This window comes from Streptomyces sp. NPDC004629, from assembly GCF_042873595.1.
Lineage (GTDB): Bacteria > Actinomycetota > Actinomycetes > Streptomycetales > Streptomycetaceae > Streptomyces.
Map to the genome: position 1 here is coordinate 1 of NZ_JBIALO010000018.1, position 13,531 is coordinate 13,531.

9 protein-coding genes and 1 pseudogene are annotated in these 13,531 nt (G+C 72.9%); 8 read left to right on the forward strand and 2 right to left on the reverse strand.

From position 1 onward, the window contains the following. Positions 1-124: 124 nt before the first annotated feature. On the reverse strand, positions 125-1,855 hold the full coding sequence (locus tag ACFYTE_RS25900) for an MFS transporter (RefSeq protein WP_388714901.1): 1,731 nt from the start codon (positions 1,853-1,855) through the stop codon (positions 125-127). A gap of 215 nt (positions 1,856-2,070) precedes the next feature. Between ACFYTE_RS25900 and ACFYTE_RS25905 the strand changes: the two genes are divergently transcribed. From ACFYTE_RS25905 to ACFYTE_RS25930, 6 genes are all read left to right on the forward strand, one after another. After that, positions 2,071-3,258, forward strand: a complete 1,188-nt coding sequence (locus ACFYTE_RS25905) for a lipid-transfer protein (protein ID WP_388714904.1) — start codon at positions 2,071-2,073, stop codon at positions 3,256-3,258. 93 nt (positions 3,259-3,351) lie between these two features. Further along, a complete protein-coding gene (locus tag ACFYTE_RS25910) occupies positions 3,352-4,788 on the forward strand; it encodes an MFS transporter (protein WP_388714907.1) in 1,437 nt (478 codons plus the stop codon). 146 nt (positions 4,789-4,934) lie between these two features. After that, positions 4,935-5,402, forward strand: a complete 468-nt coding sequence (locus ACFYTE_RS25915) for a DUF1348 family protein (protein WP_388714910.1) — start codon at positions 4,935-4,937, stop codon at positions 5,400-5,402. Positions 5,403-6,095: 693 nt separating this feature from the next. Then, on the forward strand, positions 6,096-6,956 hold the full coding sequence (locus ACFYTE_RS25920) for a MaoC/PaaZ C-terminal domain-containing protein (protein ID WP_388714913.1): 861 nt from the start codon (positions 6,096-6,098) through the stop codon (positions 6,954-6,956). A 29-nt stretch (positions 6,957-6,985) separates the two neighbouring features. Next, positions 6,986-8,062, forward strand: coding sequence for a Zn-dependent alcohol dehydrogenase (locus ACFYTE_RS25925; RefSeq protein WP_388714916.1), 1,077 nt, complete (start codon positions 6,986-6,988; stop codon positions 8,060-8,062). Between the two features lie 11 nt (positions 8,063-8,073). Continuing rightward, positions 8,074-9,051, forward strand: a complete 978-nt coding sequence (locus ACFYTE_RS25930; protein WP_388714919.1) for a 3-oxoacyl-ACP reductase — start codon at positions 8,074-8,076, stop codon at positions 9,049-9,051. 1,606 nt (positions 9,052-10,657) lie between these two features. Here the strand turns inward: ACFYTE_RS25930 and ACFYTE_RS25935 are convergent. Continuing rightward, a pseudogene (locus ACFYTE_RS25935) lies at positions 10,658-11,666 on the reverse strand (hypothetical protein); the annotation flags it as partial. Between the two features lie 188 nt (positions 11,667-11,854). Here ACFYTE_RS25935 and ACFYTE_RS25940 point away from each other — a divergent pair. Next, positions 11,855-12,784, forward strand: a complete 930-nt coding sequence (locus ACFYTE_RS25940; protein ID WP_388714922.1) for a Nif3-like dinuclear metal center hexameric protein — start codon at positions 11,855-11,857, stop codon at positions 12,782-12,784. Beyond that, the gene (locus ACFYTE_RS25945) at positions 12,781-13,524 is read left to right on the forward strand and encodes a zinc ribbon domain-containing protein (protein WP_388715284.1); all 744 of its coding nucleotides are present in this window, start codon (positions 12,781-12,783) and stop codon (positions 13,522-13,524) included. The genes ACFYTE_RS25940 and ACFYTE_RS25945 overlap by 4 nt, the downstream gene beginning before the upstream one ends. The last annotated feature ends 7 nt before the right edge of the window (positions 13,525-13,531 follow it).

Here is a 13,531-nt window from a genome sequence, read left to right on the forward strand (position 1 = left end):
GCCTTGTCCGGTCCTTACGGATCTCGAAGTCCATCGCACCCCTTGAACTGGGGTGTTGCAACGACTCCTAGAACCCAAGCAGTTCCCCGCGCCCCGTTGGGGCGCGGGGCCGGCGTTCCTGGGGTCAGGCGGTTACCGTTTCGGCCGGTAGGGGCAGGTCCAGGGGGATTGGGCGGTTGTCGCCCGTGTGGGTTGCGGAGGAGGCGTGTGGGCCGTGGCCTGTGGCCCTGGCCGCCACCACGTAGGAGCCCCCGGCGGGCACGGACAGGGCGTAGCTGCCGTCCTCCGCGGAGAGGGTGGCGCCCGCCTGCCGGCCCCTGCGGTCGATCAGGGTGACCTTGGCGCGGGCGACCGGGGCGCCGTCCGCGTCCAGGACCCGGCCGCTGAAGCCGCGCAGCGCCCGCTCGGCGCGCTCCAGGTTGGCCTCCTCCTCGCTGCTCGCGCGCAGCCGCGGGGCGCGGTCGGGCTTCGGCAGGAACAGTGCCAGGGCGAGGCCCACCGCCACCGCGGCCGTCGCGATCAGGAAGGAGACGCGGAAGCCGTGCATGGTCGGGACCGCGACGCCGCCCACGGTGTGTGCCGTGTTGGCGAGCACCATGCCGATCACGGCGCTCGACACGGACGTACCGATGGAACGCATCAGGGTGTTGAGGCCGTTGGCCGCGCCCGTCTCCGACGCCGGGACCGCGCCGACGATCAGCGCGGGCAGTGAGGAGTACGCGAGGCCGATGCCCGCGCCGAGGATCACCGCGATGACCAGGCTCTGCCAGGGAGCGCTCATCAGGCCCAGGCCGGCGCCGTAGCCGATCGCGATGATCAGCATGCCGAGGATCAGGGTGACCTTGGGGCCGTACTTGGCGGACAGCCGGGCGTAGACGGGCGCCGTGAACATCATCGTCAGGCCGAGCGGCGCGACGAGCAGACCCGCGGCGACCATCGACTGGCCGAGGCCGTATCCGGTGGACTTCGGCAGCTGGAGCAGCTGGGGCAGGACGAGCGAGACGACGTAGAAGGAGACGCCGACCATGATCGAGGCGAGGTTGGTCAGCAGGACCTCGCGGCGGACGGTGGTGCGCAGGTCGACGAGGGGCGCCTTGACGCGCAGCTCCATCAGGCCCCACAGCACGAGCACGACGACGGCCGCGCCGAACAGGCCGAGCGTGGTGCCGGACGACCAGCCCCAGTCGCTGCCCTTGGTGACCGGCAGGAGCAGCAGGACCAGACCCGCGCACAGACCGAGCGCGCCGGGCAGGTCGAAGGAGCCCGGGGCGCGCATCGGGGACTCGGGGACGACGAACAGGGTGAGGGCGATGGCGAGCACGCCGAGCGCGGCGGCGCCGTAGAACAGGGCGTGCCAGTCCGTGTGCTGGGCGACCAGGGCCGCGGCGGGCAGCGCGAGGCCGCCGCCGACACCGATGGACGAACTCATCAGGGCCATCGCCGAGCCGAGCCGTTCGCGCGGCAGCATGTCACGCATCAGGCCGATGCCGAGCGGGATCGCGCCCATCGCGAAGCCCTGGAGCGTGCGGCCCACGATCATCATGAGCAGTTGGCTGGTGACCGCGCTGATCAGTGCTCCGGCCACCATCACCGCGAGGCTGGATATAAGCATGCGCCGTTTGCCGTACAGGTCGCCGAGGCGGCCCATGATCGGGGTGGCCACGGCGCCGGACAGGAGCGTCGAGGTGAGGACCCAGGTGGCGTTGCTGGGCGAGGTGGCCAGCAGCTGCGGCAGGTCCTTGATGACGGGGACGAGCAGGGTCTGCATCACCGCGACCACGATGCCCGCGAAGGCGAGCACCGGGACCACGGTCCCGCGCGCGCTCCGGGTGGGCTGGTCGGTCGTGTGCGTCATGGACTGAGGCCTCCGGGCCGGAAGTGGAGAAGTGGTCGGTGAACCGCGCGGGATGGGTGTTCGGGGAACCTCGTATGCACGGGCAACTATTCCGTCGCTTCGGGGACCTCACAAATCCTTGACCCTCTCATGGTGATGTGATGCGGCGTCAGAAAACCGACTGGGGTCGCCTGAAGGCTGGCTTCTTTGTAGAACAGGTTCTAATCTGACGGGCTATGAAGGCATATGTAGCCGGGGTCGGGATGACCAGGTTCGAGAAGCCCGAGACCCGTACATGGCAGTACTGGGACATGGCGCGGGAAGCGGGCGGCGCCGCCCTCGCCGACGCCGGGATCGCCTACACCGAAGTGGAACAGGTTCCCGTCGGCTACTGCTTCCAGCCCTCCACGGCCGGTCAGCGCGCCGCCTACGAACTCGGCCTGACCGGGGTCCCCGTCTACAACCTGAACAACAACTGCGCCACCGGATCCACCGCGCTGATGCTGGCACGTCACCTCGTCGAGGGCGGCGGCTGCGACTGCGTGCTGGCACTCGGCTTCGAGAAGATGCGGCGGGGCGCGCTCGGCACCGGCGCCGACGGCGCGGACCTCGGCACCTCCCCGGTCGCCCGGCACTACGGCGTGATGGCCGCCCGGCACGGCGTCGAGGCGACCCCGCCGACCGCGCAGATCTTCGGCGCCGCGGCCCGCGAGCACATGGACCGCTACGGCACGACCGAGGCACAGCTCGCCGCCGTCGCCGCCAAGAACCACCGGCACTCCGCGCACAACCCGTACGCCCAGTTCCGCGACGTGTACGACATCGCCGACGTGCTCGCCTCCCGCACCGTGCACCGGCCGCTCACCAAGCTCCAGTGCTCGCCGACCTCGGACGGCGCGGCGGCGGCCGTGGTGGTGTCCGAACGGTTCGCCGAGCGGCACGGGTCGACCGGGCTGGTCGAGATCGCCGGTCAGGCCATGACCACCGACACCGAGGAGTCCTTCGCCGCCGGCTCCTGCATCGACGTCGTCGGACAGCCGATGTCCCGCGCGGCGGCCCGGCAGGCGTACGAGCGGGCCGGGCTCGGCATCGAGGACGTCGACGTGGTCGAACTGCACGACTGTTTCTCCATCAACGAACTGCTGACCTACGAAGCGCTCGGCATGTGCGGACCGGGGGAGTCCGGCAAGCTCGTCGAGTCCGGGGCGACCACATACGGCGGGCGGTGGGTGGTCAACCCGTCCGGCGGGCTGATCTCCAAGGGGCACCCGCTGGGCGCCACCGGCCTCGCCCAGGTCGCCGAGCTGGTGTGGCAACTGCGCGGCCGGGCAGGAGAGCGGCAGGTGGCCGGGGCACGGGTCGGGCTCGCCCACAACATCGGCCTGGGCGGCGCCGCGGTCGTGACCCTCGTACGGGCGGCCTAGGACCGACGGCCGTACGGTGGACGGCGTAGGTCGGCCGACCCAGGCATACGTGGGCCGAAATCCCGATGCAGGGACCGTAACCGGCTTGAGAACATGACAGCCATGCTCGAAGCCGCCGACACCACCCCGATACGCAGCAGGACCGCGCCCCCCACCTGGCTGGTGGTCGCCCTCGCCTGCGCCGGACAGTTCCTCGTCGTGCTGGACGTGTCCGTGGTCAACGTGGCCCTGCCGTCCATGCGTACCGACCTCGGGCTGAGCGGATCGGGACTCCAATGGGTCGTGAACGCGTACGCGATCGCCTTCGCCGGGTTCATGCTGCTCGGCGGGCGGGCCGGCGACCTGTACGGGCGCAAGCGGATGTTCCTCGTCGGGCTCGGGCTGTTCACGCTGGCCTCGCTGGGCGGCGGGCTCGCCCAGGAAGGCTGGCAACTGCTGCTCGCACGCGCCGTACAGGGACTGGGCGCGGCCGTGCTCGCGCCCTCGACACTGACCCTGCTGACCGCGGCCGTCCCGGAAGGCCCCGCACGGGCACGGGCCATCGCCACCTGGACCGCGGTGGGCGCCGGCGGCGGCGCCGCCGGCGGCCTGGTCGGCGGGGTGCTGGTCGACATGCTGTCCTGGCGCTGGGTGCTGCTCATCAACGTGCCCGTCGGCGCCGTCGTACTGGCGGGCTCCGTGGCCTGGCTGACGGAGAGCCGGGCGGGGCAGCGGCGGCGGCTCGACCTGCCGGGCGCGCTGCTGGTCACGGCGGGCCTCGCGACGCTCGCATACGGGATCGTGCAGACCGAGGCCGAGGGCTGGACCGCCGCGGCCACGCTGCTGCCGCTGGCCGCCGGGCTCGCGCTGCTCGGGCTTTTCCTGCTGGTCGAGGCACGGGCGACCACCCCGCTCATGCCGCTGCGGCTGCTGCGGCAGCGGCCCGTGGCCTCGGCGAACGCGGCGATGCTCGTGTCCGGTTCCGCGATGTTCTCCATGTGGTACTTCATGACCCTGTACGCGCAGAACGTGCTCGGTTACTCGCCGCTGGAGGCCGGGCTCGCGCTGGTGCCCAGCTCGCTGGCCGTGGTGGCCGGCTCGAAGCTCGCGCCACGCTTCATGCCCGTGCTCGGGCCGCGGAACGTGGCGGTGGTGGGAACGCTGGTGGCCGCGGCCGGATTCGGCTGGCAGTCGACGATGACCCCGCACGGGGCGTATCCGACGGAGATCATGCTGCCCGGCGTCCTGATGATGCTCGGCGCCGGCCTGGCCGCGACACCGCTCGCCTCGCTGGCCACCTCGGGGGCGGCGCCGGGCGAGGCCGGACTGGTCTCCGGCCTGGTCAACACCTCACGCACGATGGGCGGTTCGCTGGGGCTCGCCGTCATGTCGACGATCGCGGCGGCCCGCACCGCAGGCTCCCCGACCCCCTCGGCCCTCACCGACGGCTACGCGCTGGCCTTCCGGGTGAGCACGGTGATGCTGCTCGCGGGCGCGGGCCTGATGCTGCTGTGGCTCCCCCGGAGAAACACGGAGCGGGCCATGCGCTGAGCCGATCGGCACGGGGCTGTTGCGATCGGTGGGTGGGCGGTATGGAATGAACGGCGGAACGCACCGGGCCGGCACGGGGGTGTCCGGCAGCCGGACCGACCTCGGCGGACACCGGATGCCGAAACCGTGACGCGCTGGGAGAAACCATGGCAGCGAAGCCGCCCGTGCCCCCCTTCACCCGGGAGAGCGCGACCGAGAAGGTCCGCCTGGCCGAGGACGCGTGGAACACCCGGGACCCCGAGCGGGTGGCCCTCGCCTACACGCCCGACAGCCGCTGGCGCAATCGCGGCGAGTTCGTCAACGGCCGCGAGGAGATCGTCGCCTTCCTCACCCGGAAGTGGACCAGGGAGCAGGACTACCGGCTCATCAAGGAACTGTGGGCATTCGACGGGAACCGCATCGCCGTACGCTTCGCCTACGAGTGCCACGACGACTCGGGCAACTGGTACCGCTCCTACGGCAACGAGAACTGGGAGTTCGACGACGAGGGCCTGATGCGGGTCCGCCTCGCATCCATCAACGACCTCCCCATCAAGGAGCAAAACCGCAAATACCACTGGCCCCTGGGCCCCCGCCCCACAACCCACCCAACCCTGACCGACCTGGGCCTATAGAGGCCCGGCCCCCCAAAGGGGCGCGGGGAACTGCGCGACAAGCCACGACGACGCCGCAGCCGCACGACGGCGTGGTCCCGGCCGCGCCCCCGAAGGGGCGCGGGGAACTGCGCGACAAGCCACGACGACGCGGCAGCCGCACGACGGCGTGATCCGGCCGTACCCGCGGAGCGCCACGCGGGGAACTGCGCGACAAGCCACAACGACGCGGCAGCCGGGCGACGGCGCGGCCCGGCCGTACCCGCGGAGCGCCACGCGGGGAACTGCGCGACAAGCCACGACGACGCGGCAGCCGGGCGACGGCGCGGCCCGGCCGTACCCGCGGAGCGCCACGCGGGGAACTGCCCACCCCGCGACCACCAATCCGCAAGGACTGCCACGCGGTCTGCTCCGTTGCACGGGGCGTCGCGCTGCGCGGGCCGTCGTGCCGTAGCGGGTGCTGGGCTGCGGGGGCCGGTAGGGCGCGGTGGTCGTTGGCTGGGGTGAGCTGATGGGGTGTCAGGAGGGTTCACAAGTATCGTGGGCTCGGCTATACAAGGGGCGCCGGACTGGAACGCGTTCTAGGTCGGCCCGTGACGACCTCGGTGCGGCCGACGGTGCGGACGGCCGCGCCGGGGTCTTGAGACCGCGGAGAGCCGCTGTACCCCGCCCGCCCGGCCGCCCCCGCCGGCCGCCGCCCGTGTCAGGAGCCGTATGCCCATCGACGCAGCCAAGGCCCTCGCCGCCGAACCCCGCTCCCGGGAGATCGCCTGGGACCACAAGGACGTCCAGCTCTACCACCTCGGCATCGGCGCCGGCCGGCCCGCCACCGACCCCGGCGAACTGCGCTACACCCTGGAGTCCCGGCTGCACGTCCTGCCCGGCTTCGCCACCGTCGCGGGCAGCGGCTCGCCCGGCGTGATCAGCGGCCTGTCCATGCCCGGCATCGAGGTCGACCTCGCCCGCGTCCTGCACGGCGGCCAGTCCCTCACCCTGCACCGCCCCATCCCGGCCGAGGGCACCGCCACCGCCACCGGCCGGATCGCCGCCGTATACGACAAGGTCAAGGCCGCCGTCCTCGTCATGCGCACCGAAGTCGCCGACGCCGACGGCCCGTTGTGGACCAGCGACGCGCAGATCTTCGTACGCGGCGAGGGCGGCTGGGGCGGTGACCGCGGCCCCGCCACCACCCTGGAACCGCCCACCGGCGAGCCCGACCTGACCCTGGAGCGCCCCACCCGCGAGGACCAGGCCCTGCTCTACCGGCTCTGCGGCGACTGGAACCCGCTGCACGCCGACCCCGATTTCGCCAAGCTGGCCGGGTTCGACCGGCCCATCCTGCACGGGCTGTGCACCTACGGCATGACGCTCAAGGCCGTCGTCGACACACTGCTCGACGGCGATGTGACCCGGGTCCGCGCCTACACCACGCGTTTCGCCGGAGTCGTGTACCCCGGCGAGACACTGCGCCTGCGCATGTGGCGGCAGCCGGGCGCGGTCCGGATCGCCGTGAGCGCCGTACGGGAACCGGACGAGGCACCCGTCCTCACCGACACGATCGTCGAACACGCCTGAGTCAGACCGCTGTTGAGGGGAGCCGTACCATGCGCGCAGCCGTACTGCACGAGATCGGCCAGGACAAGCTGGAGGTCCTCGACGACATCGAGGCGACGGGGTTCGGCCCCGGCAAGGTGAGGATCCGGGTGCGCGCCACGGGGCTGTGCCACTCCGACCTGTCCGCCATGAGCGGGGTGCTGCCCCAGCCGGCGCCGTTCGTGCCCGGTCACGAGGGCGCGGGCGAGATCCTGGAGGTGGGCGAGCACGTCACCGCCCTGAAGCCCGGCGACCGGGTGGTGATCTGCTGGCTGCCCGCCTGCGGCGCCTGTCCCGCCTGCGGGCGCGGCCAGACCGAGCTGTGCCTGGCCGGATTCATGAACGCGGGCACCCCCAACTTCAAACGCTCCGGCGCGGACCTCTTCGGCTTCGCGGGCACCGGCACCTTCGCCGAGGAGGTCGTCGTCGACGCGGGCTGCGCCGTGCCGATCCCGGACGACGTGCCCTTCGACATCGCCGCGCTCATCGGCTGCGGTGTCACCACCGGACTCGGTGCCGCCCTCAACACCGCGGACGTGGAGGCCGGTTCGTCGGTCGCCGTCATCGGCTGCGGTGGCGTCGGCATCTCGGCCGTGCAGGGCGCCCGCCTCAAGGGCGCCGCGGAGATCGTCGCCGTCGACCCGGTCGCCTCGCGCCGCGAGTCCGCACTGCGCTTCGGCGCCACCCGGGCCGTCCCGCCCGAGGCGCTGGCCGACGCCAAACAACAGGTCACCGGCGGCGAGGGCTTCGACTACGTCTTCGAGGTCGTCGGCCGCTCGGTCACCGCACGCACCGCCTACGAGAACACCCGGCGCGGCGGCACGCTCGTCGTGGTCGGCGCGGGCGCCATGGACGACTTCCTCCAACTCAACATGTTCGAGCTGTTCTTCGACGAGAAGCGGATCCTGCCGTCCATGTACGGCGGCGGCGACGTGCTGCGCTCCTACAACCGCACCATCGCTCTGTGGCGGGCCGGCCGCGTCGACCTGGAGGGTCTGATCACCCACCGGGTGCCGCTGGCCGAGATCAACGAGGCGCTGGACCAGATGCGTACGGGGACGGCCCTGCGCACCTGCATCGAGATCTGACGGGGAGCCGTATGTCACTGCCACTCGAAGGCCGGTCCGCCATCGTCACCGGCGCCGGACGCGGACTGGGCCGGGCCGAGGCGCTGGAACTCGCCCGGCTCGGCGCGGCCGTCGTCGTCAACGACTACGGGCAGTCGGCCGGCTGGGGGTCCCCCCTGCCCGAGCGAAGCCGAGGGCTTGGGGGAGGCTCGGGGGCCGGCTCCGCCGCGCCCGCCGAACAGGTCGCCGCCGAGATCCGGGCGGCCGGCGGCCGGGCCGTCGCCCACACCGGGGACGTCGCCGACTTCGCCCGCGCCCGGGAACTGGTCGCGCTCGCGGTCGACGCGTTCGGGAGCCTGGACATCCTGGTCAACAACGCCGGCATCCTTCGCGACCGCATGGTCTTCTCCATGTCCGAGGACGAGTGGGACTCGGTGATCCGGGTCCATCTCAAAGGCCACTTCAACACCATCCGCTTCGCCGCCGCGCACTGGCGGGAGCGGTCCAAGGCGTCCGCGGGGCCGGTCTACGGGCGGATCGTGAACACCTCCTCGGAGGCGTTCCTGGCCGGCTCGGCGGGCCAGCCCAACTACGCCGCCGCCAAGGGCGGAATCGTCGGCCTCACCACCTCCACGGCGCTGGCCCTCGCCAAGTACGGCGTGACCGCCAACGTGATCTGTCCGCGCGCCCGGACCCGGATGACCGAGGACGTCTTCGCCGGCATCGCCGTCCCCGACGAGGGCCTTGACCCGCTGGCGCCCGAGCATGTGGCTCCGCTGGTCGGCTATCTGGCCGCGCCCGCTGCCGCGCGGGTCAACGGGCAGTTGTTCGTGGTCCACGGCGGCATGGTCGCGATCGTCGAACGACCGCGGGTCCAGGCGAAGTTCGACAGCAAGCAGGACGCCTTCAGCTACGCCGAACTCGATGCGATCCTCACCCCGCACTACGCGTCCCGTCCACCGGGGGAGACATTCGCGGCAACAGAAGTACTCACCCTCAAACACGACTGACGCGCAGGTACGTTGGCGTCAGCGAGGGGTGCCGCCGACGCGAAGGAATCCCGATCCCCTGACGCCCGAGCCTGTGGCTCTGCTCGCGGGTCGTGGGCGGCTGCTTCGTGCGTGGGCGGGGTCGGCGGGTGGGTGGCGGCGACGGGGAGGGGGCGGTCGTCCTCTTGCTGGTTTCGTCGCCTCCGGCGGGGAGGGGCTTTGATTCCCTGGCGCCCGAGCCTGTGGCTCTGCTCGCGGGTCGTGGGGGGCTGCTTCGTGCGTGGGCGGGGTCGGCGGGTGGGTGGCGGCGACGCGGAGGGGGGCGGTCGTCCTCTTGCTGGTTTCGCCGCCTCCGGCGGGGAGGGGCTTTGATTCCCTGGCGCCCGAGCCTGTGGTTCCGCTCGCGGGTCGTGGGGGGCTGCTTCGTGCGTGGGCGGGGTCGGCGGGTGGGTGGCGGCGACGCCAAGGAGGTCGGCCGTCGCTTTCGCTGGGTTCGTCGCCTCCGCGCGGACGGTTTTTGATTCCTCGGCGTCCCGGCGTGTGGTTCCGCCCGCCGCGCGGGTCATGGGGGGCTGCTGTTCGTGCGTTGGCGGCAGTGGGGGCGGGTGACGGCGTTGGGGGCGCGGGGGAGGGGGCCGGGTGTCGGTTGATCGGGCGGTCCCCTCCCGCCGTGGGTACCGTCAGGCCGCCGACTCGGTCGGCTCCGGCTTGCGGTGACGGCCGCTCGGGGCCGTTTCGCCGTCCTGGGCCGAGACCGGCCCCCGGTGCTTGCCGTGTCCGTCAGTCTCCTGAGAGCCGGCAGACAGCGGCTGCGTCGTGCTGGTGTCGCTCATCGGAAGAATTCACCCCGTCAACATCATCTTTCGTACAGCCGAGCGAGTCTAACCGGCCCGCCTCGGCCCTGATCCAGGCGGTCACGCCGACCGGCACTACTTCGTTACAAGACGCCCCAGGGGAGCCTGTTGCAGGGGCACGGGACGCAGCGCAACCGGTCGCGGAGGCTCCGATTCCACCGCCCCTGGGACGGCCACGGACCCCCCGGCCACCGCCGAACCGTGTGCCCCGTCCAAGCCCCCGTACACCCCCCACCCGCCAGATGCCCCCCAGCCGGGCGCAGCCGGGTCGTCGCAGACCGCCAACTCTTTGGGCGCCGTCGCGTCGCCGGGTGCCCTCGTGTCGCCGGGTGCTGGCCAGCCGCCGGGTGCCGCCCAGCCGGGTGCCGCAGGTCGGCCGGGTGCCGTCGCGTCGTCGGATGTCCTTGTGTTGCCGGGTGCCCCCCAGTCCTCGGGCACCCCCCACTCACGTGCCGCAGGCCGGCCGGGCGCCGCCGAGTCGCCGGGCGCCGCCGAGTCGCTGAGTGCCCTCGCGTCGCCGGGTGCTGGCCAGCCGCCGACTGTCGCCCAGCCGGGTGCCGCTGGACGGCCGGGTGGCGTTGCGGCGCCGGACGTCCTTGTGTTGCCGGGTGTCCCCCAGTCCTCGGGCGCCCCCCACCCACGTGCCGCAGGCCGGCCGGGCGTCGCCGGGTCGTTGCGGACTGCCAACCCCTTGGGCGCCGTCGCGTCGCCGGGTGCCGTCGGTGGTGGGGTGGGGAGTGTTCGTCTGGGGGGTGTGGTGGTGGGTGGGGTCAGGCGGGCCAGGCCGCACGGGGTCTCCGTGGTGGCGTACGGCAGCAGCAGTACCCCGTCCTCGGTCCACCGTCCCGCCCCCGCCAACCACCCCGCGGGCGCCGGGAGATGGCACAGCTGCCGCTCCGCGGGCCGCCACACCCCGATCCAGCAGCCCAACGGGCCGTCCACGCGCAGCGCCACCGCGCAGCGCTCCGGCGTCAGCGCCTGCCCCGGCTGGATCGCGAACGGCGTCACCACGCAGTCCGGCATCCGCAGGCTGTCCGGGAAGCGCACCGGCAGTGTGCTGCCCAGCACGCCCCAGCCCAGCCGCTCCCGGCCCGGCGAGGGCGCGTCCGAGGCGATGAGCAGCAGCCCGCTGTCCGGGTCGGCGAGCAGCAGCCGGTCGTCGCTGCCGGCCGCGATCTGCAGCAGCGGCGACACCTCGCCGCCCCGCTCCAGGTCCACCACGATCGCCTTGGTGCGCCCGCCGGCCTCCCGGTCCAGGGCCAGCAGCCGCCCCGTGCCGTCCAGCCAGACCCCGCCCGTGCAGCGCCCCGGCACCTCGGCCAGCCGCTCCGGCCCGAAGGCGCCGCCCGCGACCAGCCACACCGCCGTGGAACGCCGGCCGACCGCGAGGGCGTACGCGTACGCCCCGCCCGGGGCCGGCGGCAGCAGCCGCAGCCGGGTGCCCGCGTCCGCGCACTCCACCGCGCCCAGCGGCTGTTCCCCGGTGCCCGGCCCGGTCGGGTACAGCAGCGAGAACACGTGCCGCCCCGCCACCGGCCGGCGGATCAGCACCCGCCCGTCGCCCATCGGCTGCACCTCGGTGCCGGGCTCCTCCGGCTGGTTGCCGGGCAGCGGCACGGCGTACGGCTCGGGGCCGTCCAGCGTCCAGCGCTCCGGGTAGCGGGAGCCGCCGTCCAGCGCGAGCCGGGCGGCGTAGGCGCCGTCCGCCGTGATGGTGCAGCCCGTCTCCGGTACGCCGTCGTCCGCGCCGGCCGCCGAGGGTTCGATCGCACACGCCGTCATCGTTGGCTCACCTCCGGCGACGAACGTAGTTTTCGCACGCACAGCCGTGAGACCGACGAGCAGCCTCTTCACACATAAGGGTGGCCGCGTAACGATTCTCCTGAGGGAACAGGGATCCATGTGCTGCGCGGGCCCCTCGCGTCCGCGGCCGGTACGTCCCCGCGGAACAGGCGGGTAGCCTTTCTCCCGTGCCCCGTCTGTCTGAAGTCATCGCCGCGCTGGAGAACCTGTGGCCCGCCGAGCGGGCCGAGTCCTGGGACGCGGTCGGCACGGTCGTGGGCGACCCCGACCAGGACGTCCGCCGGGTGCTGTTCGCGGTCGACCCGGTCCGGGACGTCGTGGCGGAGGCGGTGCAACTCGGCGCCGACCTGCTCGTCACCCACCACCCGCTGTATCTGCGCGGTACGACGACGGTCTCGGCCGGCACCTTCAAGGGCCGGGTCGTGCACACGCTGATCAAGAACGACATCGCCCTGCACGTCGCCCACACCAACGCCGACACCGCCGATCCGGGCGTCTCCGACGCGCTCGCCGGGGCGCTGGACCTGCGCGTCGTACGCCCCCTCGTGCCGGACGCCACCGACCCGGCGGGCCGCCGCGGCCTCGGCCGGGTCTGCGAACTCGACCACCCCCTCACCGTGCGCGAACTCGCCGCCCGCGCCGCCGAGCGGCTGCCCGCCACCGCGCAGGGCATCCGGGTGGCCGGCGACCCCGAGGCAGTCGTCCGCACGGTCGCGGTCAGCGGCGGCTCCGGCGACAGCCTGTTCGACCAGGTCCGGGCGGCCGGAGTGGACGCCTTCCTCACCGCGGACCTGCGCCACCACCCGGCCTCCGAGGCCGTCGCGCAGACCCCGCTCGCCCTGCTCGACGCGGCGCACTGGGCCACCGAGTGGCCCTGGTGCGAGCTGGCCGCCGCCCAGCTCGACGAGATCTCCGACCGGCACGGATGGGACCTGCGCGTCCACGTCTCCAAGACGGTCACCGACCCCTGGACCGCCCACGCGGCGTCCGCCACCGCCCTTCCACGGGGCGCCACCGCCCCTCCATCGAGCGCCACCTCCTCTCCACCGGGCGCCACGCGCGCCCCCTCTTCTCACGCACCGGGAGCCCCCAACTGAACGCCGCCCCCGCCGACCAGATCCGACTCCTCGACGTCCAGGCCCTCGACGTACGCCTCCAGCAGCTGGCGCACCGGCGGAAGTCGCTGCCCGAGCACGCCGAGATCGACTCGCTGGCCAAGGACCACACCCAGCTGCGCGACCTGCTCGTGGCCGCGCAGACCGAGGAGAGCGACTGCGCCCGCGAGCAGACCAAGGCCGAGCAGGACGTGGACCAGGTGCGTCAGCGCGCCGCCCGCGACCAGCAGCGCCTCGACTCCGGCGCGGTCACCTCCCCGAAGGACCTGGAGAACCTCCAGAAGGAGATCGCCTCCCTCGCCAAGCGGCAGGGCGACCTGGAGGACGTCGTCCTTGAGGTCATGGAACGGCGCGAGGGTGCGCAGGAGCGGGTGGGCGAGCTGACCGAGCGGGTGGCCTCCGTACAGGCGAAGATCGACGACGCGAACGGCCGCCGGGACGCCGCGTTCGAGGAGATCGACGGCGAGGTGGCGACGGTGACCAAGGAGCGCGAGGTCATCGCCGGTTCCGTCCCCGCCGACCTGCTCAAGCTGTACGACAAGCTGCGCGAGCAGCAGGGCGGCATCGGCGCGGCCAGGCTGTACCAGCGCACCTGCCAGGGGTGCCGCCAGGAGCTGGCCATCACCGAGCTGAGCGAGATCCGAAGCGCCGCGCCGGACACGGTCGTACGCTGCGAGAACTGCCGCCGCATCCTGGTGCGTACGGCCGAGTCAGGTCTGTAAGGAGCCG